Annotated in this window: 28 protein-coding genes; 22 read left to right on the top strand and 6 right to left on the bottom strand. The window is 47.0% G+C overall.

Annotated elements, in window-relative coordinates; genetic code table 11:
* The first annotated feature begins 69 nt into the window (after window positions 1–69).
* Entirely contained in the window at window positions 70–963 is an 894-nt protein-coding gene (locus ACWPAB_RS07770; RefSeq protein ID WP_003562863.1) for a helix-turn-helix domain-containing protein, read from the top strand.
* A gap of 466 nt (window positions 964–1,429) precedes the next feature.
* Here the strand turns inward: ACWPAB_RS07770 and ACWPAB_RS07765 are convergent, their stop codons facing one another.
* Window positions 1,430–3,271, bottom strand: coding sequence for an FAD/NAD(P)-binding protein (locus ACWPAB_RS07765; RefSeq protein ID WP_003577390.1), 1,842 nt, complete (start codon window positions 3,269–3,271; stop codon window positions 1,430–1,432).
* 145 nt (window positions 3,272–3,416) lie between these two features.
* Here ACWPAB_RS07765 and ACWPAB_RS07760 point away from each other — a divergent pair, with 145 nt between their 5' ends.
* The 5 genes from ACWPAB_RS07760 to ACWPAB_RS07740 all read left to right on the top strand — a co-directional run bounded on the left by ACWPAB_RS07760 (window position 3,417) and on the right by ACWPAB_RS07740 (window position 8,261).
* Window positions 3,417–4,778, top strand: a complete 1,362-nt coding sequence (locus tag ACWPAB_RS07760) for an FAD-dependent oxidoreductase (RefSeq protein ID WP_003562867.1) — start codon at window positions 3,417–3,419, stop codon at window positions 4,776–4,778.
* 10 nt (window positions 4,779–4,788) lie between these two features.
* Window positions 4,789–5,421 (top strand): LVIS_2131 family protein, encoded by a 633-nt coding sequence (locus tag ACWPAB_RS07755; protein ID WP_003562871.1) that lies wholly within the window; start codon window positions 4,789–4,791, stop codon window positions 5,419–5,421.
* A gap of 185 nt (window positions 5,422–5,606) precedes the next feature.
* Window positions 5,607–6,920, top strand: coding sequence for a TPM domain-containing protein (locus tag ACWPAB_RS07750; protein WP_003562873.1), 1,314 nt, complete (start codon window positions 5,607–5,609; stop codon window positions 6,918–6,920).
* Window positions 6,921–7,044: 124 nt separating this feature from the next.
* Entirely contained in the window at window positions 7,045–7,887 is an 843-nt protein-coding gene (locus ACWPAB_RS07745) for a sulfite exporter TauE/SafE family protein (RefSeq protein ID WP_016381757.1), read from the top strand.
* Complete coding sequence (locus tag ACWPAB_RS07740) at window positions 7,887–8,261, top strand: DUF1634 domain-containing protein (RefSeq protein WP_003562878.1); 375 nt, start codon at window positions 7,887–7,889, stop codon at window positions 8,259–8,261. The genes ACWPAB_RS07745 and ACWPAB_RS07740 overlap by 1 nt, the downstream gene beginning before the upstream one ends.
* An 87-nt stretch (window positions 8,262–8,348) precedes the next feature.
* Here ACWPAB_RS07740 and ACWPAB_RS07735 read toward each other — a convergent pair whose 3' ends face one another.
* Both ACWPAB_RS07735 and ACWPAB_RS07730 read right to left on the bottom strand, forming a co-directional pair.
* Window positions 8,349–8,555 (bottom strand): LBP_cg2779 family protein, encoded by a 207-nt coding sequence (locus ACWPAB_RS07735; protein ID WP_003562894.1) that lies wholly within the window; start codon window positions 8,553–8,555, stop codon window positions 8,349–8,351.
* A 248-nt stretch (window positions 8,556–8,803) separates the two neighbouring features.
* The gene (locus ACWPAB_RS07730) at window positions 8,804–9,310 is read right to left on the bottom strand and encodes a hypothetical protein (RefSeq protein ID WP_003573098.1); all 507 of its coding nucleotides are present in this window, start codon (window positions 9,308–9,310) and stop codon (window positions 8,804–8,806) included.
* Window positions 9,311–9,466: 156 nt separating this feature from the next.
* On the opposite strand from ACWPAB_RS07730, the gene ACWPAB_RS07725 reads away from it, so the two are divergent.
* From ACWPAB_RS07725 to ACWPAB_RS07710, 4 genes are all read left to right on the top strand, one after another.
* Window positions 9,467–9,772 (top strand): hypothetical protein, encoded by a 306-nt coding sequence (locus ACWPAB_RS07725; RefSeq protein WP_003562898.1) that lies wholly within the window; start codon window positions 9,467–9,469, stop codon window positions 9,770–9,772.
* A gap of 167 nt (window positions 9,773–9,939) precedes the next feature.
* Window positions 9,940–10,407: a flavodoxin domain-containing protein gene (locus tag ACWPAB_RS07720; protein ID WP_003577391.1), complete on the top strand. Its 468-nt coding sequence runs from the start codon at window positions 9,940–9,942 to the stop codon at window positions 10,405–10,407.
* Between the two features lie 47 nt (window positions 10,408–10,454).
* Window positions 10,455–10,697, top strand: coding sequence for a hypothetical protein (locus tag ACWPAB_RS07715; protein ID WP_003562902.1), 243 nt, complete (start codon window positions 10,455–10,457; stop codon window positions 10,695–10,697).
* Complete coding sequence (locus ACWPAB_RS07710) at window positions 10,694–10,888, top strand: hypothetical protein (protein WP_003562904.1); 195 nt, start codon at window positions 10,694–10,696, stop codon at window positions 10,886–10,888. Before ACWPAB_RS07715 ends, ACWPAB_RS07710 begins: the two co-directional genes overlap by 4 nt.
* Window positions 10,889–10,985: 97 nt before the next feature.
* On the opposite strand, the gene ACWPAB_RS07705 is transcribed toward ACWPAB_RS07710, so the two are convergent.
* The gene (locus ACWPAB_RS07705) at window positions 10,986–11,948 is read right to left on the bottom strand and encodes a 2-hydroxyacid dehydrogenase family protein (protein ID WP_003562906.1); all 963 of its coding nucleotides are present in this window, start codon (window positions 11,946–11,948) and stop codon (window positions 10,986–10,988) included.
* 523 nt (window positions 11,949–12,471) lie between these two features.
* On the opposite strand from ACWPAB_RS07705, the gene ACWPAB_RS07700 reads away from it, so the two are divergent.
* The 10 genes from ACWPAB_RS07700 (at window position 12,472) to ACWPAB_RS07655 (ending at window position 18,432) form a co-directional block, all read left to right on the top strand.
* Window positions 12,472–12,873 (top strand): pyridoxamine 5'-phosphate oxidase family protein, encoded by a 402-nt coding sequence (locus ACWPAB_RS07700; RefSeq protein ID WP_003562908.1) that lies wholly within the window; start codon window positions 12,472–12,474, stop codon window positions 12,871–12,873.
* A 232-nt stretch (window positions 12,874–13,105) separates the two neighbouring features.
* Entirely contained in the window at window positions 13,106–13,363 is a 258-nt protein-coding gene (locus tag ACWPAB_RS07695) for a GlsB/YeaQ/YmgE family stress response membrane protein (protein ID WP_003562911.1), read from the top strand.
* A 13-nt stretch (window positions 13,364–13,376) separates the two neighbouring features.
* On the top strand, window positions 13,377–13,916 hold the full coding sequence (amaP, locus tag ACWPAB_RS07690) for an alkaline shock response membrane anchor protein AmaP (RefSeq protein ID WP_003562913.1): 540 nt from the start codon (window positions 13,377–13,379) through the stop codon (window positions 13,914–13,916).
* Window positions 13,917–14,018: 102 nt separating this feature from the next.
* Window positions 14,019–14,216 carry a hypothetical protein gene (locus ACWPAB_RS07685; protein ID WP_003562916.1) on the top strand — a complete coding sequence of 66 codons (198 nt, stop codon included), beginning with the start codon at window positions 14,019–14,021 and terminating at the stop codon, window positions 14,214–14,216.
* Window positions 14,217–14,224: 8 nt separating this feature from the next.
* Window positions 14,225–14,638 (top strand): Asp23/Gls24 family envelope stress response protein, encoded by a 414-nt coding sequence (locus tag ACWPAB_RS07680; protein WP_003562918.1) that lies wholly within the window; start codon window positions 14,225–14,227, stop codon window positions 14,636–14,638.
* Between the two features lie 34 nt (window positions 14,639–14,672).
* Complete coding sequence (locus ACWPAB_RS07675; protein WP_003562920.1) at window positions 14,673–15,098, top strand: Asp23/Gls24 family envelope stress response protein; 426 nt, start codon at window positions 14,673–14,675, stop codon at window positions 15,096–15,098.
* A 308-nt stretch (window positions 15,099–15,406) separates the two neighbouring features.
* Window positions 15,407–16,084 carry a DUF969 domain-containing protein gene (locus tag ACWPAB_RS07670; protein ID WP_003577392.1) on the top strand — a complete coding sequence of 226 codons (678 nt, stop codon included), beginning with the start codon at window positions 15,407–15,409 and terminating at the stop codon, window positions 16,082–16,084.
* 2 nt (window positions 16,085–16,086) lie between these two features.
* Window positions 16,087–17,001 carry a DUF979 domain-containing protein gene (locus tag ACWPAB_RS07665; RefSeq protein WP_003577393.1) on the top strand — a complete coding sequence of 305 codons (915 nt, stop codon included), beginning with the start codon at window positions 16,087–16,089 and terminating at the stop codon, window positions 16,999–17,001.
* A gap of 15 nt (window positions 17,002–17,016) precedes the next feature.
* Window positions 17,017–17,664 carry a pyroglutamyl-peptidase I gene (pcp, locus tag ACWPAB_RS07660; protein ID WP_003573111.1) on the top strand — a complete coding sequence of 216 codons (648 nt, stop codon included), beginning with the start codon at window positions 17,017–17,019 and terminating at the stop codon, window positions 17,662–17,664.
* A 147-nt stretch (window positions 17,665–17,811) separates the two neighbouring features.
* Complete coding sequence (locus ACWPAB_RS07655) at window positions 17,812–18,432, top strand: NADPH-dependent F420 reductase (RefSeq protein WP_003562932.1); 621 nt, start codon at window positions 17,812–17,814, stop codon at window positions 18,430–18,432.
* Between the two features lie 79 nt (window positions 18,433–18,511).
* On the opposite strand, the gene ACWPAB_RS07650 is transcribed toward ACWPAB_RS07655, so the two are convergent.
* Complete coding sequence (locus tag ACWPAB_RS07650) at window positions 18,512–19,183, bottom strand: glutamine amidotransferase (RefSeq protein WP_003573114.1); 672 nt, start codon at window positions 19,181–19,183, stop codon at window positions 18,512–18,514.
* 132 nt (window positions 19,184–19,315) lie between these two features.
* The gene (locus ACWPAB_RS07645; RefSeq protein WP_003562937.1) at window positions 19,316–19,696 is read right to left on the bottom strand and encodes a hypothetical protein; all 381 of its coding nucleotides are present in this window, start codon (window positions 19,694–19,696) and stop codon (window positions 19,316–19,318) included.
* A 311-nt stretch (window positions 19,697–20,007) separates the two neighbouring features.
* On the opposite strand from ACWPAB_RS07645, the gene rsmG reads away from it, so the two are divergent.
* Both rsmG and noc read left to right on the top strand, forming a co-directional pair.
* A complete protein-coding gene (gene rsmG / locus ACWPAB_RS07640; RefSeq protein ID WP_003577395.1) occupies window positions 20,008–20,739 on the top strand; it encodes a 16S rRNA (guanine(527)-N(7))-methyltransferase RsmG in 732 nt (243 codons plus the stop codon).
* A 3-nt stretch (window positions 20,740–20,742) separates the two neighbouring features.
* The gene (gene noc, locus ACWPAB_RS07635; RefSeq protein ID WP_003562941.1) at window positions 20,743–21,573 is read left to right on the top strand and encodes a nucleoid occlusion protein; all 831 of its coding nucleotides are present in this window, start codon (window positions 20,743–20,745) and stop codon (window positions 21,571–21,573) included.
* Window positions 21,574–21,575: the final 2 nt, after the last annotated feature.

Raw genomic sequence — 21,575 nt, 5'->3', positions numbered from 1 at the left:
GACTCAAGTATATGTGCTAATATGGTGCCATTAAATGTTGTTTCATATATGAAAAAGGGGAACTGCAGCATGGAAAAAATTGGGGAACTCATTAATCATTTTCGCGAAAACAAAGGTATGAGTCAGGCGGAACTCAGCGAAGGAATTCTTTCGAAAGCACAGCTGTCGAAGTTTGAACGAGATTTGACGAAAATTTCCGTTGATAAGTTTCTGGCTTTACTTGAACGGCTCCATGTGACGTTTACTGAGTTTGGGAACGCTTTGGCAATTCAAGAAAGACTGTATGAACAAGCCATATTAGAGGACATTACAAAAGCAGTTATCAATAACAACAAAGACCAGGCGCAACTCGTGAAAGAACGGGCGGAGCAACATCTAAAAAAACACCATGGAAAGTATAATCAGCTCACGTTGATCATGGTCAAGGCGATGATTTGCGATATGGAAAAGGGAACCCTTCCAAAGGCTGATACTAAAGTCCTCGCCGACTATTTATTTAGTGTTGATGGCTGGACACACTTTGAGTTGTTGCTCTTTGGAAATACTATGTCAGCTTTGTCGTTGGTTACTGTCAACCAATTGGCGCGGGAGCTAGCCGCTCAAATCAATGAAGCATGGGCGATACATCAAAACTTTCAATTGACTATAAATTTGCTGTATAACGTCGTGATTTTAAATTTGTCCGCAAAAGACCTGACAACTGCCAGACTTTTTTTACGGGTTATGAAACATAGCCATGTTGAAGATAGTATGATGGCTGAACGATACCTGATTGCACTCGCAGACGCATTTTGTGACTACTGCGGAGAGCCAACAGTTGAACATGAAAATAACGTCAAAAGAATGATTGAAATTCAAAAAGAAATCGGATCGACAAATTTTTTTGTCGCTTTCAACAATCAAGCGAAGATGTTCATAAATGAAACGAAAATATCAAGTAACGATTCTGCTGGTAATGTTTGAGCCCTGAGATATTGCAATTCATCGAATTGGGAAAATAGAGGGTCCAGTGAGTGTTTTTACCAAGATAGAGAGCTTTTCCGCAATAGAAGTGGAGAAGTGGAACATCATTTACAACCGGCAAATAAAGAGTTTGGGACATAATTCTTAGTCGGCAAAATAAAAGCGAACAATTTTCCACTTAAAGGAAATTTGTTCGCTTTTGTCTGCTCATGGATTATTTATTGCGATTTTAAAGACCGTAGTGCCAAGGCGGAGCAATCGTAGGCCAGATGGGGCTCAGCCGTGCAAACAACACAGCGACCGGTCTTGGCGCTGATGTTGTTAGGCGACTTCGAGACCGCGGGCTTTGCGGGCTCGAAGCGCCGTCTCCGCTCTAGCTACGCGTCGCCAGCCCCAGCTGGCCGGAGATCGCGGAGTTTGGCACGGCAAGAGATTAATCTTAGATGCTTTAATGCAACATACAACTTCACACTTCCCAAATTGTCTGCACAATCTGTTCTGCCGTTTTCAAACTAGTATCATTGACCAGTGGCCGGGGGCTGGCAGTGGTGAGCCAATGTACGCCTTCAGTAGGGACGCCCCAGAAGAAGAGACCAGGTTGAGGGTGTTCGTTGGCGTCAAGCAGTTGTTGGGTTTGGCGATCAACGGCGATGGCGCCGGATTGGAATCGCTTGTCAGCGTTCAACTGCAGCTCATATGTGTGCGCATAGCCGTCATGCAAGAGTTGCTGAATTAATGCGTTTTGCGCAGTTGGCGCATTGACAGCCGGCACACGCGCTTCGAGTAAGCTCTTGGCCTGAACCGAAAAGCTGGGATCACTTGGCGTTTTCAATAAAAATTGACCATTGATGCCTTTAATTTGCATCCCCGGTGGCAAAATGGTGACGATCCCAGCGCCCAGCAAAGCTTGCAATTGATCAATTCGCAAGGCAGGCGGCCCAATGGAGAGAAAGTCATTCAGCGAGTTGAACCAGCGCAAGAAGAAATCGAGGTACTGATCTTGACTCAACAAACCGCGTTCGACGAGCTGGCGAATCGGGTCGCGCATATCACGCAAAACTTCTAGTGCGCTAGTTAATGGTCCAGTTTTGGTGCCACGCATGGCTTCGCGTGCATCTCGACGCAGATAATGCCGCATAAAGTCCTGATAAGGCTGACCGCTTGGATGCCACTTGGTTGGATCAGCCAAGGCATCCCAATCAAGTCGATCTTTGGCGGCAATTGGCAATGTGCCTAGCGTCGTAACAGGATTGGCGACGAAGTCATGTTCAAAGGCAGTCACGTCTAGATCGGGGTAGCGTTGCACTAGCAGGAGCCGATAATAAACTAGTTCAACTTCGTGTTGCAATGCTTCCCAGAAGGTTTGACCGCTCACTTCGCCATGTGCTTGCCAAGTATTGATCTGTTCAGTCGTCAAAAACTGTGGCTCCCATTCTTCACCGGGTCCTTTTTGGTTGCGACCTTTTGCCCGGTAAGGAAAACCACGTCGAGAACCAGTAAAAATGTGCGGTTCTCGACCACTAGGATGATAGGCCAGCAAGCCGTCTGCTGTTTTCTGGAAGCGGCCGCCGCGGCCTTCAGTTAACCTGCTCATTAAATCAAAGAAGCTTAAGCCAAGTCCGCGAATGATCACAGGTGCCTGCGGTTCGATGGTGCTAAGGTCACCTTCTTCAGGGAAACCTGGGGCAAGATAAAACAAATCGTGAGCGTGGGCGTAATCGTCCAATGCTTTTTGATCGCGCGTCAAGGAATTCTTGAGGTTGCCTAGCGCCATGACAACTTGGTCTGTGTGCCAGCTTTCTTGATCGGTGGTAATTGTGAAATTAGCGGCGTTTTTAGCTAAACTGACAACGGTTTGCTGCTTAAACGTGATGCTATTGTTACCAGCGCGGGCTACAAGCATGTCAAAGAACCAATGCTGGTAGACACCATAAAGTGCCCGTGAAGCGTAGTTGTTGGGTCCCAGTGCTGCTGCCTGCCGCAGTAGGATCGCGCGGTTATTGAACTCAGGGTGAGCATCAAGGTAACCAGATGCAGTTGTGAGTGCCCATGTGCTCAGATCAGGTCCGGTCAAGAATGGACCAACATTGGTGACCGTTTGATCAGTGAATAAGGTGATCTGTGACGCTGCTGTATTCATGATAAGGTTCGGATCTTGATCGATTTTCCAAACGCGTCCGCCAATTGGATAAGGATCGGTCAGAACGATGGTGAGTTGGCGTTTTGGAAAGCGATTTTGCTGCCAGCTGAGTAGCCGTTCTAAAATTAATAAGCCGCGAGGGCCGGCGCCGATGAGGGTGATGTGCATGTGCAGCGCTCCTTTATGAGTTGAATATTTGTGAAGCAACGATTTCATTATACTTGTAAGCGCCAGAAAGCGGTTAGCGACATGCTTTAGGTTTAGCCATTTTCGTGTCATAATGTCATTATTGACAATCTTGAAAGGAAGGCAGATGCTGATGAAAGTTGTCGTTGTGGGCTGTACGCATGCAGGAACTGCGGCAGTGCGCGAACTGTTGATGAAGCACCCAGAGACAGAAGTGGATGTCTTTGAACGGCGGGAAGACATCTCCTTTCTTTCTTGCGGCATCGCGTTATACCTTGAAGGTACCGTTGGCCGATTGGAAGATATGTTTTATGCTACGCCAGCTTCTTTAGAGGCGCTGGGGCCGCATGTTCACGTTCATCTCAAACATGATGTTTTAAGCATTGATGCCGCTGATCATCGGATTTTGGCCGAAAATCTTAAAACGGGCAACCAACAACATTATCAATATGATAAATTAGTCATGGCGACAGGCAGTTATCCTGTTGTTCCGCCGATTTCAGGTGTCAGTATTCCGCGGGTGCTGATGTGTAAAAACTACGATGATGCTCGGCGAATCAAAGAAAGTGCCAAGGATGCTGAGCATATTGCGATTGTTGGTGGCGGGTATATTGGTGTCGAACTGGCGGAAGCCTATAGCCGCAACCATAAACAGGTAACGTTAATTAATGGTGTTTCGCCTTTACTTAGTCATTATGTTGACTTACCACTTAGTCATGAAATCAGTGAGGCCCTGACAACACGTGGGGTTGAGTTGAAACCCAACACAGTTGCCAAGCATTTTGATAGTGACGAGCAGCATGTTTTTATTCAAACAGATAAAGGCGAAATACAGGCAGATTTGGCGGTGGTTTGTGTCGGGTTCCGGCCGATGACCGAGTTGCTGATCGGCCAAGTTGATATGAATCCTGATGGGTCCATTCACGTGAATGATTATATGCAGACCAGCAATTCGGATATTTTCGCCGCTGGTGATGCGGTCGCCGTCCATTTCAATCCCACTGGTAAGGACGCTTATGCGCCTTTGGCCACCAATGCTGTGCGCCAAGGGATGATGGTTGGCGCTAACTTGTTTAAACCAACGATTAAATATATGGGGACGCAAGCCACCAGCGCGCTGAAGTTGTACGATCATAACTTAGGTGTGACGGGTTTGACGCTTGCTCACGCCAAGCGCAACCACCTGTCGGCTGCCAGTGTCACGATGACGGATGATTTTCGACCGCCATTCATGCCGGACACCGTCAAAATTACGATGGTGCTCGTCTATGATACTGATGATCGCCGGATTCTGGGTGCCCAGTTTTATAGTCAATATGATATTGTAAATGCAGCTAATCTCATTTCTGTGATGATCCAAAATCGTAACACGATTGATCAGCTGGCTTATGTCGACATGCTGTTCAATCCGAATTATGATAAACCGTGGCATTATTTGAATCTGTTAGGGCAATTGGCTGTGACGCAAGCAGATAATACGACGGCGTAGGGGGAAAATTATGAATTCGTGGAATCTTATCGGACTGTTGGCATGGGTGATACTCATCGCCTATTTGATTTTCATCGTCTGGCACATTCGGCAACGGCACATTAAAGCAATTGTTAAATCCGGAAAGCAAGTTCGTGGCTCGGTGGTGTTAATTGACATTGCAGAAGTGCTTGTTTTTGCGATTGCCGCGATTGGCATGGTTTGGGTGAGCTGGTTACGGCCTATTGATTATCGTGATAGTCGTGCGGTAGCTATTAGCCACAGCGCAGAACATCTCATTTTACAAACTGGCGAGGATCATTCCTTTTATGTTCGTGTCCAAACAGGGAATGGTAAGAATCCAACCTTGTACTACACTTACTGGACTAACGGCGCTAAATACGAAAATACAAGTCACAATGCTGAAGTTAGTGCCGGTACACAACCGTTGACCCCGCGGGCGGCAGGCTATCCATGGTCGAAAAAAGACCTGAAAAAATTGGATCAGACGGCCGATCAAGCCTACGTGGCAACGGTCACTGCTCGTTACAAGCCAGGCTTTTTAAACGGTTTAGGTATGCATGTTGGCAACATTGCTGACCGTTTCTCGATTTTACGGGTACCAAATGATACGTTTGTGGAAATTGATCCCGTCAAGGATTAAATTCAGTCAAAGTTAGCCAAACGACCTTCTCGAAAGTGAGAAGGTCGTTTTTGCTGCATGGTTATTTTTGCCAGATGGCGTGTAAGCTGGTCGAAGGCTCATGGTATCATGAGAGCAACAATTGCAAATTTTGACAGCGCGACTCGATTCGATGAATGCGTCAAAACGCGTCAAAGGAGGTTCACATGCACAAATATCTTTGGTGGCTCATCCCGCTTGTCTTGCTACTTGGTATTGGGGCAGCAACGCAACAGTCGGTTCAAGCGGCTTCGGGAACATGGTATCGCGATGACGGTGACATGATGGGAGCTAAGAGCCAGGCGGCGGTCAATCGTTTGAATAATGAGACGTTTGCCAAGGTAAAGGGTCATCCTCAACTTGCAGTTATCACGGTCAAGTCGCTTGATGATGACGAAATCGAAGACTATGCCAATGATCAGTTTGCTAAATTGGGTATTGGCAAAAAAGGCTGGGACAATGGCTTGCTTCTTGTGCTTTCCCGCGAAGACCGTAAGTATTGGCTAGAGGTCGGCTATGGGTTAGAAGACGTCGTGCCAGACGGGAGCGCAGACGAGATTGTTACTTCGAACGTGAAAACACAGCTGAAGGCGCAGAACTACGATGAGGCAATCGCACTGTTTCTTGATCATATTGGTCAACGCGTGACAGCAAACCAAAGTGCCATCGCGACGCCTGCCCAAATAACCGCTAAACGGGCACGTGATGCTGCTATTCAGCAGGCAATCTTGATTGCTGCTTTGATTTTGATGGTCTTGCTGGTACTCTTCTTCGTAGTCCACATGGCGATGGCTGCCCGATTGCGTGATGCTATGCGTGATACCGTTGCGTTGGAGGCGATGCCGTTGTATGCGGCTGTGATGGCAGCAGGCATTCCGGTACGCCGACAGACAGCTTCCTTACCACTATTCAAATTCGCTTGGTCACATGCCAAGCTACGCGAAATCGGTCTGGCCAATTTGGCTCGTCGTGGTTTCGAGTCGTGGACGCGCGTGCTGCGGTTGACCGCACCATATCCTTATTGGTACTACTACCAAACAAGCAAACCACTGCGGCAATTAGCCGATCAAGATGTGGTGGCGGCCCCATCTGTTTCAGCATTAGCAGCGTTATTAACCCCCGCATTAGCTGATCGTTTTGCAAAAGGCAGACCTTATGAAGCCAGTTATGCCCAGTGGTTAGGCCAACAAAAGAATGTTGCTGGTCAAGCTGCGGTGACAACTTGGTCGAAATTTCTTGAAAATGTTAAAGAAACAGATCGTTTTTCAGCTGAAATGTTGGCTGCCACGTTTAGCGTTATCTTGTTCCATATTCGGCATCCAGAAAAAAATCAGGATTTAAGTCAATACGACTTGCCACTTTGGGTTGTATCCGACTTTGGGTCGAGTGCCAGCAGCGGTAGCAGCGGCGGTTCTGACAATTTCGGTAGTGGATTTGGCGGTGGCAGCAGTGGCGGTGGTGGATTTGGCGGCAGTTGGTAAGCAACGGGAATGATATTGAGGGCTTGAAACCTTGTTACCACGTGGGCTAACCTTAGAAAATAAAACAAATTGATGGCGATGTTTTCGTTGCCATCCTAAAATGCTGGAAAACGAGGCTAGATAAATGGAACAAATGATAATGTTAATGGTCACCGGTTTACTTGGCGGTATTCTCGGTGCCGTGCTTGGCATCGGCGGTGGGATGATTATTACACCGATTTTGACGATGTTGATGGGGTTGCCAATTCAATATGCCATCGGTGCTAGTATTGTATCGGTTATCGCTACCAGCTCAGGCGCCACCATTGCTTACTTAAAAGATGAGATGCTAAACTTGCGCGTTGCGATGTTTCTAGAAATTGCGACCACCGTTGGCGCAGTTATTGGTGCCGTTGTCACTGGTCTTGTGGACGGCAAAGTCTTATACGTCTTGTTCGGCGCCTTGCTGATTTTTTCTGCATTCAACATGATTCGTAAAATGCGGATGAAGGAGCCTGAAGAGCGCCAGTCAAAACCAGATGAGATTGCGACTAAACTGCGATTGAATAGCGCGTATTTTGACAAGGCGACTGGTAAAGAAATCAATTATACTGTGACAAATGTGCCAGGCGGATTTGCTATGATGTTCGGGGCTGGCATTGCCTCTGGGTTGTTAGGCATTGGCAGCGGTGCTTTTAAAGTGATTGCCATGGATACGATCATGCATATGCCGCTAAAGCCATCAAGTGCCACGAGTAATCTGATGATGGGGGTTACGGCAGCAGCAAGTGCGACAGTGTACTATTTTGGCGGACAATTGCAGCCGCAAATCGCGGCACCGCTCGCTATCGGTATTTTGATTGGGGCAACCGTTGGCTCACGCATCATGCCGATGCTGCCAACAAAAGTCTTACGTCTGATTTTTATTCCTGTTATTGGCTACATGGGTATTCAGATGGCGCTTAAAGGATTCGGGGTGAACATCTGATGGACAAAAAACTCAAAACTGAAATTGATGACGTTGAAATCATGATCGGTAAGGTCATGCAAATTGGGGTCGTTTTGTCGGCCTTGGTGATTATTCTTGGCCTGCTTTTATTGTTAGTCACTGGCTCAACGGGATACGCGACCGGCGTTCATCCAACACGTGTTGGTGATATTTTATCTGGCACGCTGGCACTGAAGCCGTATGCGGTTTTGATGACGGGCATCTTCTTGCTGATCCTGACACCGGTGTTGCGAGTGGTCGTTTCGATTTACGCTTTTGCAGTTGAACACGATCGGTTATATGTATGGATTACGACGATTGTTTTGATTATCTTGCTGGGTGCGATGACGATTGGCTACTTGGGTAATCGGTAGCTCATGAGTTAGCTATTCTGAGCCGGCAAACGAAAAGCGCCGATGCAAACTTTAATGAGTTTGCATCGGCGCTTTTCAGTGGCATCATTATTTGCCGCTTGGCTTATGTTCCATGTAATCCTTCAGTGTGGCGACGACGGAAGAATCCGGCATCTCACGCATGGATTTAATATTGTGGATATGTTCAACTGATACGTGGCTGTTTAGCGCCATCTCTGTGTCTGTTAGATGATTTTTGCGCTGGAAGTCAATAATCTCCCGTGAAAATGCACTGATTTGATCTTTTTCAGCCAAAACGATTCCTCCTCGTGAGCCTTTACTAACAGTATAACGATTTTTACCAGTCTGCGCACGTATGACATTCAATCGTAACGTTGTCAGACTGAGTTGCTTGATTAAAGCGGTAAAACAAACTTCTAATGGCCAATTGCAAAGCGACAGTAAACAAAGCTATTGCATTTACGAACGTATGTTTGTATAATGAAGTTGTACCAAAGGTTAACACCATGTTGTTCTTGATCCGCTATTAACCAGATCAACCATTAGTACCACCGCCGATCCGGACTGGCCTGCCACCATCGCACGGGATGCTTAAGCAGTGGGTAATGATGCTGGTGCTTGTCCATGACGAAGGTCTGATCTGCTTTTGTGATAATCTGTGCCTGTCCTGATATGAGTTGATGGAAAAGCTGCCGTTTGCGAATGCGGTGGACAATATGCATGACAATGCCTGCGATGACACACCAATAACTGATAACAATCAGTAGCATCCAACCGGTTTCGGCGAAGTTCAAAGATGTCAGTAACTGCCAGGTTTGCAAGATGGGATCAAGTAATAATAGCTTGCCAATATAACTTAGCAAAGCGAGCAACATACTTGGTTTTGATACCAGCAGCAGTGCAGTTAACCCGATGAAGTAAATGGCCCAAAACACATATGGGGCAATTGCTAGCAAGTAGATAAAATGAATGATGGCAGATGGTCGCCCAAAGCGCAGTGAGCGCCGGAATTTAGGCCATGAATATTGTTTAGTTTCGGAATTCGTCATATTGCCCCCTAGCGCCATTAGCGCATTGGTTGTATCAAGTTTTTTGGATCATTGCCTCTAGTTTAGCATAGACACCTAGGCGATGATGCTTCGTCGTTTGCTTGACGCAAAGACACTGTTAGCTTGCTGTCTTTTGTTGAAAGGTAAGGTGAGCTTATGGAACACTATGCTTATCTACAGGACTTGGCAGCTGATCAAAATGATCGGCAATTGCGAGTTCGAATTTGGGACAATAAGAATATCATCATTCGGCGTAATTTGGGTCAGCAGCAAGGCTTAGCCACACAAGTCTGGGATGCTTGGCTGCGTCAAGAGTTACGACGATTTAATGGTTTTGAACCGATTATCGAAATTGATGATTTTTCGGGTCATCAGGAAATTCGGTTTTTTAAGGAAAATGAGTTGGCAGATGCCGTTCATTTCATCTTGCAAGGTGAAGGTACTGTTGAAACTGCCAGTTGAACGTTTTTGTAGTGGCAACGTCGTGAGCATTCATGGAACTTGCCCGCTGTGAAAGCTGAATTTTTTAAGCGTGTGCATGAAAAAACAACTTTTCGTGTCCATGCTTTTTTTGAAAGCTTTTACAACCCTGATGTTATCAGTATACTGAAGGTAATGAGGTGAGGACGATGAAGGCAATCATTTTATATGCATCGATTACAGGCAATGCCAAAGGAATGGCACGGATCGAGCAGCAGTTCTTTGAACATTATGGTTGGGACGTGACCCTTGGTGAAATGATTCAAACCGACCCAACGACGATCAAGGATTACGATGTATTGGTTTTGGCCACTTATACATGGACTGGTGGCGTTATTCCGGAAGAAACCGAAGACTTTTACGAGGATCTCAGCAAACTTGATTTTTCCGCTAAGCCGTTGGTATTTGGCGTGCTTGGCACAGGCGATCCGTATTATGGTAAAGATTACAATACCGCGCCAGAGTTGTTTGAAGCCGTGTTGGCGGCAAGTGGGGCGGTTCAAGGAGCTGACCCTGTGAAAATTGCCTTAAATGTCAAGCAAGAGGAGATGCCCCAGTTTGCAGCATTTACCAAAAGCTTGATAGCCAAGGCTGAGGCGCTTCAAGCTGATAAGTGAGACGATGTTGACGTGGTATAATGAAGCCAGAAAGCGAGGGGATCTTCATGAGCGAAGAAATTGTTTTCTTCAACCCCGGCGATGCAGTCGCCAATGATTTTGATTTCGCCGCGGCTCGACGCAGTGCCCAAATTTACAAAGCCGAACATGTTGTCGATGAAGGCTTGGTTGTCGCTAAAGATAAAGACGGCAAGTATTCCGTTTTTTACGAAGCTGCCGGAACGCCTGATTCAAAGGCTAAAGGTGACTATAAAGCAGTTGGCAAATATACGATTCTGGCTCATCTATGACGAAAACGGCGTGGTACCGTATTGTCTTGGTGCTCATTGCCGTGGGCTTAATTGGCGTTCTTGATCTTGTCATGACTCAAAATCAGATCGCCAATCCTTTTTTGGTTGGCGGTCTTGGTTTAACACTTGGCATTGTGTTAGCTTTGTTAGTCGCAAGCATTTGGCAACCGCGGAACTCGCGTAAGCCTTGATTAAATGAAATGGTATTTCATCCAAAAAGACGCCTGTTACCACATGCATTGTGTGACGACAGGCGCCTTTTTTATGGTTAGTCAACTCCAGCACTGATTAGGCATTGACGATGTACTCAGGCTGCTTACCAGCTAGAATGGCTAGTGTATTGTCAGTCACGATTTTGGCCATGGCATCCCGCGCTTCGACGGTGGCGTTTCCGATGTGTGGCGTCAGGACCACATTATCAAGCGCCTTGAGACCTGAACTGACATGCGGTTCAGCCTCATAGACATCTAACGCGGCGCCTGCTAACTTGTGAGCCTGCAATTGCTGAAGCAAGGCGGTTTCATCAATTAACGGGCCGCGAGCTGCATTGATCAGGTAGGCAGTCGGCTTCATAGTGGCCATTGCCTGCGCGTCCAGCAAATGATGCGTAGCTGGTACTAGCGGCAAATGTAAGGTCACGATGTCGCTTTCACGTAACAAGGTGGCCTGATCGGTGAAGGTTGCGCCTAGTGTTTGCTCTGTGGCCGATGTCAGTTGGTGGCGCTGGGTATACAGAATTTTTGCGTCAAAAGCATGCACGCGTTTGGCAACGGCCTGACCGATTTGGCCCATCCCGATAATCCCAACGGTTTTGCCAGCCAGTTCGTGACCAAGGAAAAAGGTGGGTGCCCAGCCGGCAAAACCAGCGCCGCGCATTAGCCGATCGCCTTCCGTGACCCGGTGTAAGACCGCCAGAATTAAGGCCACCGTGACTTCGGCAGTCGAAGTGGTCGATACTTTTGGCGTATTGGTTACAAGCACACCCTGGGCCTTGGCTGCAGTGACATCAATGTTGTTGAAACCGGCACCATAATTAGCGATCAGTTTCAGATGTGGGGCCTTTGCCAAGGTTGCCGCCGTTACTGGTGTGGACAAGGCGGTGATCAACACCTCAGTATGAGCCAAGTGTGTTTGTAAGTCGCTTTCGGTGATTAAACCACTGCCGGTATATGCTTCAAAATCCACGCCAGCTTTTTGCAAGGCAGCATTCGCCGATTTCGGCAATGCTGCAGAAATATAAACTTTTGCCATGGATCATTTTCCCCCTTAACCTTGTTGATCAGTCTTAACGTCTGCACAATCACTATGGGTGTGCGGTTAGCATCATCATGGCGGATTGCGTTACAAGTTCCCGAACTGATACTTTTAAGAGCCTAACTTAAGTGTAGTACAGGTTAGACAAAAAGAAAGAAATCACATCGGAAGTTTTGTCTTCTTAGAAATCCAATCATGGTTAAACCGTTGCCTAAAACCATATTTCTAGATATACACGCTCCCGTTCACCAGCCCAGAAACATACGTGTAAGGATCTTGATCGCAATGGCCAAAAACCGGCCATCACGCTCTTGACTGAAACGCGTTCGCAGGCGCAGAAACCGGAGTGTAAGGACCTCGGACGCAATGACCCAAACCCGGCCATCACGCCCGAGGCCGCTTACACTCAGGTTTCTAAGCGCGCCTGCGAACGCTCTGATATAAAAATATGACGAATCGTGGCTGATTGTGTTACACTCTTTCTGTTAACAAAAAGTAAGTAAAAGGAGATTGATCATTTATGGCAACTTTGACACAAGATATGAAAGACATGATCGGCGCACAATTGAACTATTTGGCTACTGCCGATGAAAATGGTAATCCACAAGTGGGTCCCAAAGGCACGATGCGTGTCTTCGATGATCATCACCTGATTTACAACGAAGAGACAGGTAAGCAGGCATGGCATAATTTGCAGTATTCTAAGAAGGCTGCGGTTGCGACGGTTGATTACAAGGCACTCAAGGGTTTTCGTTTTGAAGGGACCGTTGAATTCCATCATGATGACAAGATCTTTGAAGATGCTCAGGCATTCGCGAAGGCACATCATCTGCCAGCAGCCATCAGTGCCGTTTTGATTAATGTTGATCGTATCTATAAACTGGATGCCGGTCCTAATGCTGGCGATTTGATTGAAGGTTGATGGGCTGATTCCCGGACTTTAACGCGGAAAACGAGCAGCTCATGATGCCATGATTTTTAATTAAACAATTTATATGCCTATAACTTTGCAAATATGCATGGTTATAGGCATTTTTTGTATACCTAGTAAAATACTAATTGTTATCATTAGCATATTTATTGCTTCGAATAACCTCGTTTCGTTAAGCTTAGGATAGTCAGAAGAAAGTCAACCAAAAGAAAGGGTGAGAACCATGATGCATTTTATTTGGACACTGATCATCGGTGCGGTGATTGGTTGTATTGGACAGCTGATCGTTGGGCGCGATATGCCACTCGGCTGGCTTGGTAACATTATCGGCGGCTTAGTCGGTGCATGGCTCGGCACGGCACTCCTTGGTGACTGGGGGCCTTCATTAGCCGGAATGGCCTTGATCCCAGCCATTATAGGGGCCATCATCGTCGTCTTCCTTGTTTCCCTGTTGCTGGGAACCACACGGCGCAAGGCATAGGAGGCCGATGATCATGAGACCCATCACAAAAATCATGCTTGGCATCATTGCCGTTGGCGGTTTATTGCAAAGTGTTGGTTTCGGGTTATTGCTTTGGCCAAGCCGTGAGTTTACGCGATTTTATCTGCAACAAGTCGTTTGGCTGCGGCCAACCATGATAGGCCTGACTGGGCTTGTCGCTTTGGTTTTCCTCATCATGCTATTGGTCGCCATTTTCAGGCGGTCAACCGCTCAGTCGCTGATTCTAGCTGGTGAAGATGGTGATCTGACGCTTGATAAAAGTGCGATCGAAAACACCGTGGCCAAAGCGGTTGTTGCGCAACATTTTGCCAAATCGGTGGCGGTAGCTGTTAGCATTCGCAAGAAGCAAGTCGCACGAATGCGGATTGAAGCTTTTTCCGGTAATAGCAAGGATCTGAAGGCAGAGGCCAAGCAAATCGAAGAAACTGCTCGCCAGAAGCTGCAGGCCTGTCTCGGTATTCCTGTGAAGCATGTGCGGGTGCATCTCTTGCCAGCCACAAAGGTCAAAGCGAAAACGGCCCGTGTGATTTAACGATGACAACACTGGGACAACAAGCAAATGGCATTCAAAGCGGACACTTTCCAAAGATGTTGATGCCTTTGACGACGTGCCCAGCTAGAAGGAGAGATGACAATGCAGCGAGGAATGATCGGTGCTGTGATCGGGATCGTGCTTGCCTTCGCCTGGATGCGATTCGGGTTTATGGGTATGCTGCTGGTCTTGATCTTCGGCGCAGCAGGCTGGCTGATTGAGCGTTACCTAGTACCCAATTGGCATGCATTTACCAGTTGGTTGACCGCCGGCAAAGATGCTTTCAGTAAAGGAAAGTAGGTGAACGGATGGACGCAGTTGCAACACCGCCAGTAGCAGCATCACCAGCTGTTACACGAGAAACATTGATGGCCAATAGTCGATTGACGTTTGAAGACAAAGTGATTGAAAAAATCGCTGCGCTTTGTGCTCGAGAGATTGATGGCTTGCTAGGAATGGACGGAACGATGATGGACAATCTGACCGAAACCTTTTCTAGCGGCGAGAATATCACCAAAGGCATCTCAGCTGAAGTTGGCGAGAAACAAGTAGCAATTGATATGGATGTGTTTCTGGCATTTGACAGTGATGCGCAAGCTATTTTTAAACAACTCTGCGAAAAAATCAGTGCTCAGATTACCCGGATGACGGGCCTACAGCTAGTTGAACTCAATCTACATGTCAAAGATGTACTGACTAAACGCGAGTGGCAAAAAAAATGATGTTGAACCTTCATAAGACAAAGGAGAGATAAACATGGACAACACGAAAAACGCTGGCATCAATAAGGAATTGAAATTCGATGACGCTGTCATTGCAAAAATTGTGGGCATCACTTGCAATGAAGTCGAAGGCGTATACTCGCTTGAAGGCGGCATGATGGCAAATATGACCGATCTTTTCCGCAAAGATGAAGATCCGACTAAAGGTGTGGATGTAGACCTGAGCGATGATCAGAATGTTTCTGTGTCACTTGATGCCACCGTTCGATATGGTGAAAATGCACCGGAAATTTTCAACAAAGTTACGATGGCAATCGTCAAGAATGTCCGCCAAATGACCGGACTTAATGTCACTGAGGTGAAGATGACCGTTAAGGATATGCTCACCAAAGACGAAATTGCTCGTAACGAGGCTAAGAACAAAGATGCTGACAAAGAAAAGGATCTTCAGCCAGCATAATCGTGATATAAATTGCCAGTTCAGTCGTTGAACTGGCTTTTTTTGTGAGCGTGAGGCAGCCCGGTTAGAAACCGGAGTGTAAGTGACCTTGGGTGTGATGGTCGGGTTTTGACCATTGCGACCAAGGTTCTTACACGCAGGTTTCTGGGGTGGCGAGCGCGTTAAAATGAGCGTGAGGCAGCTCGGTTAGGAAACTAGTGACGCACAAGTTATTTTTATAGTTTGCACGATTGATAATCCCCCTTAACGAATTGACGCTGTCAACAACAACACGTAAACTGCTTTCATAGAACAAAGGGGGATCCTACATGGAATACTTAAAATTACTTGGCATTGTCATTATCGTTGTCGGGTTTGCATTGAAGTGGGACACGACAGCGGTAGTGGTTTTGGCAGCAGTTGTGACAGCAGTTTTTTCGGGCATGAGCATCCCGGCTTTGCTGACCACACTTGGGCAGAGCTTTGTCGATAATCGCATGGTGTCGTTATTTTTTCTGACCCTGCCGATGATTGGGTTAGTGGAAAGCCACGGTCTCAAGGAAGTTGCCGTCAATGGCATTCAGAAGCTAAAGAAATTGACACCCAGTCGTATTTTGAATATTTATCTTGTGATTCGCGAGTTAGGTGGTGTCTTTGGTATCTCGTTATCTGGTCAAGTGCAGTTCGTACGACCGTTGATCACGCCGATGGTAACGGCGGCGGCTGAAACCAAACGTAAGCTAACAGATAAAGATATCGACCTTATTAAGGCGCGTTCTGCGGCGACTGACAACTTTGGCAATTTCTTTGCGCAGAACCTGTTTGTTGCAACAGCGGGTGTCTTGTTGATCGCGAGCACGATGAAGAGCCTCAATCATCCAGTTGAGCCGATGCAGGTCGTTTTAGCATCCATTCCAGTGGCATTGATCACGTTGGTCATTGTGGCTATCTACAATCGCTGGTTTGATCGCCAATTTGAACAGCAGTCGCATAAGGGAGGCAAATGATCATGGTCAATACCCTTTTATTGATCCTTTATGCTCTGATTGGCGTCGTGATGGCGATTGCTGGTATTGAGGCGTTTCGCGCAAAAGATAATCCGGCACGTATCGGAACCGGTTTGTTTTGGGAGATCATGGCAGTGATTTTTGCCTTTGGGACCTTGATGCCCGCGATGGTCGTTGGTGTTCTAGTTGTTATTATCGGTATTTTGGCGTTGTTCAAGCAGATTCAGATAGGCAAAATTAAGCCCGTTGACGGCGCACACGCGGCAACAGCGGCCAAACGGCTTGGCGGTTGGGTATTCGTCCCAAGCGTGGTACTTGCAGTCGTTTCCATCGGTGTCGCCCAGTTTACTAAACTCGGTGGTCAGGTCGGCATTGGCATTGGTGCGGCGGTTTCGTTAATTGTGGCTATCATCATGACGAAGGCGCCAGGCAAAATGGTTTATAATGATACCCAGCGGATGGTTCGGTCAGTTGGTGCTGCTGGCATTTTGCCGCAATTACTAGCAACCTTAGGGGCAGTTTTTACTGCTGCTGGGGTCGGATCACTCACGGCGAAATTGATTGCCGGCTTATTCCCAACTGGAAGTCATCTTGGCGGCGTGATTCTATACTGTGTGGCGATGGCGCTCTTTACGATTATTATGGGGAATGCCTTTGCTGCGTTTGCCGTGATTACAGCAGCCGTTGGCATTCCTTTTGTCATTGCGCAAGGCGCTAATCCGGCGATTGTGGCGGCTATTGGCATGACCTCTGGCTACTGTGGGACCTTGCTCACGCCAATGGCGGCGAACTTCAATAGTTTGCCAGTCGCGTTGCTCGAAATGAAGGATCCACTTGGTGTTATCAAACAGCAGGCGCCAATTGCGATACTATTGTTGATCATTCAAATCGGCCTCATGTACTTCTTGGCATTTTAGAAAGGAAATCTTCTCATGAAAATTCTTGTTACCGGATTTGATCCCTTTGGCGACGATAAAATTAATCCTGCGATTGAAGCCGTGAAACGTTTGCCGGATGAAATTGCCGGGGCACAAATCGTTAAATTGGAAATTCCGACAAAGTTTAATGTTTCAGCCGATGTCGTTAAAGATGCTATTGCCAAAGAAAAGCCTGACTATGTGTTGAGCATAGGTCAGGCTGGTGGCCGGTTTGAACTCACGCCGGAGCGAGTTGCGATTAACTTGGATGACGGTCGGATTCAAGATAATGCCGGGTATCAGCCACTTAATCACACGATTCATGGCGATGGCGAGAATGCCTACTTTACCCAGTTACCGATTAAGGCCATGGCCAAAGCCATTCGGGAAGCTGGTGTTCCGGCAGCAGTCTCCAACACAGCAGGCACTTACGTCTGCAACCACATTTTTTATCAGGTACAGTATATGCGGGATAAGATGTTTCCCGATATTAAGGCCGGCTTCATGCATATTCCATTTTTGCCGGAACAGGTTGTCACTCGTCCGGAAACACCAGCGTTGTCATTGGATGATGATGTTTTAGGCATCACTGCCGCTATCAAGGCCATCGTCGCCCGTGACGGCAAAGGCGATATCGAAACGATTGAAGGCAAGAATCACTAGATAGTTGTGGATCATTTTTTATTTGAACTGCCGCAGACCGCATGACGGGTGTGCGGCTTTTTGAGTGGGCTAGAATGCTTGCTGGCCGGTATTTAAAGAAGCAAGGCGGTATAATGAAGGTGTGATCTCAATAGAGAGGGTGATTAGATGACTATCGGTATTATTGGATCAGGTAATGTCGGCCGGGCATTAGGCCAACTGTTTAGTCATGTTGGTGAACAGGTGATTATTTCACATCGGCATGGCGTGGCATCATTGGCACCGGTTATTGCAGAGATGCGCTCGACGGTCGAAGCTGGGACCGTTGCTGACGCGGCTAAACAAGACATTGTCGTGCTGGCCGTGCCATTTAATGCGTTGCCGGAATTGCCGACAAGCGTGGATCCGAAGACGATTATTATTGATGCGACTAACTATTATCCTAGCCGCGATGGCGACCAGCCAGCACTGGCAGCACATCAAGTCACGTCATCAGAACTCGTTGCTAAACATTTTGGCACGAAAAAAGTGGTCAAGGCATTCAATACAATTGCGATGACCAAAATTCGTAGTCTTGCCAAGCCAAGTCAGCCAGCAGGAAGAATTGCCATTCCGATTGCCGGGGATGATAATGCCGCTAAGCAGACGGTCACGACATTGATCAAACGAATTGGGTTTGATGTTGTCGATCTCGGCAGTCTATCAGATAGCTATCCAGCACAGGCGGATGGACCGTTGTTCTTATTTGCTGGCGATGCTGATCAGGTTCGTGCTCAAGTGCAACACTAAAGGGTTAACTGGGCGCCAAAGCCATATGAAATTCGTATAAAAAGAGCATTGCCCGTATACTGCGGCAATGCTCTTTTAATTATGCAGGCTGACCCATCCGTGCCTTGTGATTTTTCACAATCATATTGGCGATCGCCTTAGCAATATTTTGATTTTTCAAAATGGGACCATGGGAGTAGCTGCCAATGGTATTTTTATAACGCATACCTTCGACACCGTCTTCAGGGTTATTCCCGTAACCTTCAATCATTTTGCCCAACGGTTTGAGCTTTTGCTTGTCGTCAAAATAAGTCCGGCCACTGTGATTCTCAAATGCGGTAACTGTCCCGAACTCGGTTTCGTACTTGGTATCACCGATCATGCGACTGTCTGGCTTGAAAACTGTGTGCAGCGGCAAAATGCCAAGGCCTTTGATGACTGAGCCTTCGCTAGTTTTGTAATAATCGCCAAGCAGCTGGTAACCGCCACAGATTGCCAGCATCGGTTTACCATTTTCGATATACCGGCCAAGTGTTTGGGCATGGCGCAATAGGTCTTTGGCTACCACGGTTTGTTCATAGTCCTGACCACCGCCGAAGAAGATAAAATCATAGTCGTCCGCATTAAAATGATCGCCAAGACTGACATTATCGACATCGACTTGGTAACCTTGTTGATTTAATAAATAACGTAGAATTTTGACATCGCCACTGTCGCCATATGTGTTCATGAGGTCTTCATAAAGATAAGCGATTTTAATTTTATCCGCCATTAGCCGGGTCCCTCCGTTTGTTTGACTGGCAACAGCTTACCACAAGTGTTGGCTGAGAGGAAAGAAAGTGCATAGTGCGATTTTAATTAAAAAAACTCGAAACAGGATAAGTGTTTCGAGTTAGTCTGGTTATTAACGTTTGTGAGCCTTAATCCACGGCTGGGCTTTTTCCTCAATTGCCTTGTGAAGAGCATCCATATCCGCGTAGTCACTAATTTCGAAGACAAATTCATCTGGCTGATCGTGGAAGGTTGGCTTGTTGTTTAACGTGATGGTCAACTGGTCAAATTGATTATCGCCAGTATCTTTACGAATTTGATAAGTGAAAAAGGCAGCTTCATAGTTTTGACTATTGTCAGGTTCCTCGTACAAAACTTCCATGAATTGATGTTCAGTTCGGTAGTTGTCTTTTTTTAACTTATCCCACAAAGCCTCATACTGTTTGTGCAAATCGGCCAGCTGGGCATCGGTCAGTTGTTCATTTTCTTTGATTTCTTTACCGTCTAATTCCATTTTTCTCGCCTCTGAGTTTAGTTACCATTTCATTATCGAACTGTGAACGCGTTTTTGCAAGATGACAAGGGACCGTTCAGACAAATCTTGTGGTTGGGTAATTAGGTGAGTAGTGCGACCGCAGCTAGCCCAGATAGCGAATCTTGATTTGAGCAGTAAGGGGCATAATAGGTGTGTCAAAAAACTTGCGCTTAACGCCTGTTCTTTCCATATAAAGACGGTTGAGCAGAGACCGCTTTTACGTTACACTTGACGGGTACGTGAAACCCTGTTTGTTCCACAAAATCAAGTTTACGAAAATGGAGGCAGGCATGGATCCAGCAGCTTTTGTCCAAGCCTTGGCTGATCACGGGATCGTTTTAAACGATCACCAACAGGATCAGTTTGCGGCATACTATCAGTATCTGATCAGTGAGAATGAAAAAATGAATCTGACTGGCATTACAGCTGAAGGGGACGTCTACCTCAAACACTTCTACGATTCACTAACGCTTGCGTTGGTGCTACCTGAGCTTCAGACACAAGTAATGTCAGTTTGTGATGTGGGTGCTGGGGCAGGTTTCCCATCAATTCCGTTAAAAATTGCGTTCCCGCAACTCAAAATCACCATCGTGGATTCTTTACAAAAGCGAATTGGCTTTCTAGAACGATTAACGGCGCGTTTGGAGCTGACAGATGTTCAGCTCTTTCATGACCGCGCCGAAGCTTTTGGTGCCAAAAAATCGCCACACCGTGCCAGTTTTGATTTGGTCACGGCTCGTGCGGTTGCGGCATTGGATGTCTTGGCTGAGCTCTGTTTGCCACTAGTAAAGCCGCAAGGTCGCTTTGTGGCCATGAAAGCCGCGGCGACACCCGCAGAATTAATTGCGGCCAAGTCAGCGATTGGCTTACTTGGCGGCAAATTGGCCCAAGATGCTGCGTTGACGTTGCCGGAAACCGGCGATCCACGTCATTTGCTGGTCATCGACAAAGTTAAACCAACACCAAACAAATATCCGCGCAAGCCGGGGATACCGAATAAGCAACCTTTGGGAGGTGCATAACGCGTGCCATTATCATCCATTTTTGGCCATAAAAAGCCTGACGACGAAACGGTTGTTCAACAACTGCCAATGACCGCAATCGTGCCTAACCAATTCCAGCCGCGCAAAGTCTTTACGCCGGAATCGATTCGGGAGCTAGCAACGACGATCAAGGATCATGGCTTGTTGCAGCCGATTATTGTCCGTGAATATAAACCGGAAAAGTACGAAATCATCGCGGGTGAGCGGCGATATCGCGCGATGCAAACCCTGGGCTGGGAAAAAGCGCCAGCCATTGTGCAGAAAATGGACGACGACGAAAGTGCATCCATGGCACTAGTTGAAAATTTGCAGCGCGAAGGCTTGAGTGCGATTGAAGAAGGCCAAGCTTATGTGGCACTTATGAAACTCAATCACCTGACACAAGCCGCTTTGGCCGAGCAACTCGGTAAAAGTCAGGCATTTGTCGCCAACAAAATCCGTTTATTGAAACTAAGCGAGCCAGTTCAAGAAGCTTTAATGAAGTCGCGTATCAGTGAACGGCATGGTCGTGAACTACTGAAGTTAGACGAGAAGCAACAGGTTGCCGCCTTACACCAGATTTTTGCAGACGATCTGACCGTTAAAGAAACCAGCGCCCTTATCAATGAGATGTTGCGGCCTAAGAAGCCAACCCCAAAACCGAAACCTAAAGTTCGACGATCCGCGGTGAGCCATGATACGCGCATTGCTTGGAACACATTAAAACGTTCGGTTAAAATGATCCGGGAAACCGGTATGACGGTCACAGCAAAAGAAGAAGATACTGACGACGCTTACCGAATGATCATCGAGATTCCGAAAGAAAAGAGATAGGA

The sequence above is a fragment of the Lacticaseibacillus sp. 30 genome (assembly GCF_053819265.1).
Note: the sequence above shows the minus strand (reverse complement) of the source record. Positions and strands in the feature narration are given on the sequence as shown.

What these genes read in the sequence shown, in the direction of transcription:
- ACWPAB_RS07745 (WP_016381757.1), top strand. Translation starts at nt 7,045, where the DNA reads ATGGAACAAATGATAATGTTAATGGTCACCGGTTTACTTGGCGGTATT.
- ACWPAB_RS07770 (WP_003562863.1), top strand. Translation starts at nt 70, where the DNA reads ATGGAAAAAATTGGGGAACTCATTAATCATTTTCGCGAAAACAAAGGT.
- ACWPAB_RS07700 (WP_003562908.1), top strand. Translation starts at nt 12,472, where the DNA reads ATGGCAACTTTGACACAAGATATGAAAGACATGATCGGCGCACAATTG.
- ACWPAB_RS07705 (WP_003562906.1), bottom strand. Translation starts at nt 11,948, where the DNA reads ATGGCAAAAGTTTATATTTCTGCAGCATTGCCGAAATCGGCGAATGCT.
- ACWPAB_RS07755 (WP_003562871.1), top strand. Translation starts at nt 4,789, where the DNA reads ATGAATTCGTGGAATCTTATCGGACTGTTGGCATGGGTGATACTCATC.
- ACWPAB_RS07695 (WP_003562911.1), top strand. Translation starts at nt 13,106, where the DNA reads ATGATGCATTTTATTTGGACACTGATCATCGGTGCGGTGATTGGTTGT.
- ACWPAB_RS07670 (WP_003577392.1), top strand. Translation starts at nt 15,407, where the DNA reads ATGGAATACTTAAAATTACTTGGCATTGTCATTATCGTTGTCGGGTTT.
- ACWPAB_RS07710 (WP_003562904.1), top strand. Translation starts at nt 10,694, where the DNA reads ATGACGAAAACGGCGTGGTACCGTATTGTCTTGGTGCTCATTGCCGTG.
- ACWPAB_RS07685 (WP_003562916.1), top strand. Translation starts at nt 14,019, where the DNA reads ATGCAGCGAGGAATGATCGGTGCTGTGATCGGGATCGTGCTTGCCTTC.
- amaP (WP_003562913.1), top strand. Translation starts at nt 13,377, where the DNA reads ATGAGACCCATCACAAAAATCATGCTTGGCATCATTGCCGTTGGCGGT.
- ACWPAB_RS07650 (WP_003573114.1), bottom strand. Translation starts at nt 19,183, where the DNA reads ATGGCGGATAAAATTAAAATCGCTTATCTTTATGAAGACCTCATGAAC.
- rsmG (WP_003577395.1), top strand. Translation starts at nt 20,008, where the DNA reads ATGGATCCAGCAGCTTTTGTCCAAGCCTTGGCTGATCACGGGATCGTT.
- ACWPAB_RS07725 (WP_003562898.1), top strand. Translation starts at nt 9,467, where the DNA reads ATGGAACACTATGCTTATCTACAGGACTTGGCAGCTGATCAAAATGAT.
- pcp (WP_003573111.1), top strand. Translation starts at nt 17,017, where the DNA reads ATGAAAATTCTTGTTACCGGATTTGATCCCTTTGGCGACGATAAAATT.
- ACWPAB_RS07750 (WP_003562873.1), top strand. Translation starts at nt 5,607, where the DNA reads ATGCACAAATATCTTTGGTGGCTCATCCCGCTTGTCTTGCTACTTGGT.
- ACWPAB_RS07740 (WP_003562878.1), top strand. Translation starts at nt 7,887, where the DNA reads ATGGACAAAAAACTCAAAACTGAAATTGATGACGTTGAAATCATGATC.
- ACWPAB_RS07765 (WP_003577390.1), bottom strand. Translation starts at nt 3,271, where the DNA reads ATGCACATCACCCTCATCGGCGCCGGCCCTCGCGGCTTATTAATTTTA.
- ACWPAB_RS07720 (WP_003577391.1), top strand. Translation starts at nt 9,940, where the DNA reads ATGAAGGCAATCATTTTATATGCATCGATTACAGGCAATGCCAAAGGA.
- ACWPAB_RS07645 (WP_003562937.1), bottom strand. Translation starts at nt 19,696, where the DNA reads ATGGAATTAGACGGTAAAGAAATCAAAGAAAATGAACAACTGACCGAT.
- ACWPAB_RS07665 (WP_003577393.1), top strand. Translation starts at nt 16,087, where the DNA reads ATGGTCAATACCCTTTTATTGATCCTTTATGCTCTGATTGGCGTCGTG.
- ACWPAB_RS07680 (WP_003562918.1), top strand. Translation starts at nt 14,225, where the DNA reads ATGGACGCAGTTGCAACACCGCCAGTAGCAGCATCACCAGCTGTTACA.
- ACWPAB_RS07655 (WP_003562932.1), top strand. Translation starts at nt 17,812, where the DNA reads ATGACTATCGGTATTATTGGATCAGGTAATGTCGGCCGGGCATTAGGC.
- ACWPAB_RS07730 (WP_003573098.1), bottom strand. Translation starts at nt 9,310, where the DNA reads ATGACGAATTCCGAAACTAAACAATATTCATGGCCTAAATTCCGGCGC.
- ACWPAB_RS07675 (WP_003562920.1), top strand. Translation starts at nt 14,673, where the DNA reads ATGGACAACACGAAAAACGCTGGCATCAATAAGGAATTGAAATTCGAT.
- ACWPAB_RS07760 (WP_003562867.1), top strand. Translation starts at nt 3,417, where the DNA reads ATGCTGATGAAAGTTGTCGTTGTGGGCTGTACGCATGCAGGAACTGCG.
- ACWPAB_RS07715 (WP_003562902.1), top strand. Translation starts at nt 10,455, where the DNA reads ATGAGCGAAGAAATTGTTTTCTTCAACCCCGGCGATGCAGTCGCCAAT.